This is a genomic window from Pseudomonas protegens (genome assembly GCF_003732485.1).
GTDB lineage: Bacteria > Pseudomonadota > Gammaproteobacteria > Pseudomonadales > Pseudomonadaceae > Aquipseudomonas > Aquipseudomonas protegens_B.
The window spans coordinates 1-210 of record NZ_MOAK01000083.1 but is presented as its reverse complement, the minus strand read 5'-3'; the positions used below and the strand labels follow the sequence as shown (position 1 = coordinate 210).

The window sequence follows — 210 nt, the reverse complement described above, 5'->3', positions numbered from 1 at the left end:
CCTGAGCTCCATCGGTGGCCAGCAGGCCTTCAGTGGCATCTTCGACGGCCTGGGCAACACCCTCAGCGGTTTGACGATCAACAGCAACGGCAGCGATGGCGGACTGTTCGCCAGCTCGTCCGGCAGCATCGGCAACCTCAAGCTGGCCTCGTTGACCATCAACGGTGCGATGTCTGCCACCGGCTCCGGTGCGGTCGGTGGCCTGGTCGG

1 protein-coding gene is annotated in these 210 nt (G+C 65.2%); it reads left to right on the top strand.

The annotated features are described in order from the left end of the window. On the top strand, positions 1–210 hold a 210-nt coding region (locus BLX41_RS26960), incomplete at both ends, for a hypothetical protein (protein WP_148059782.1).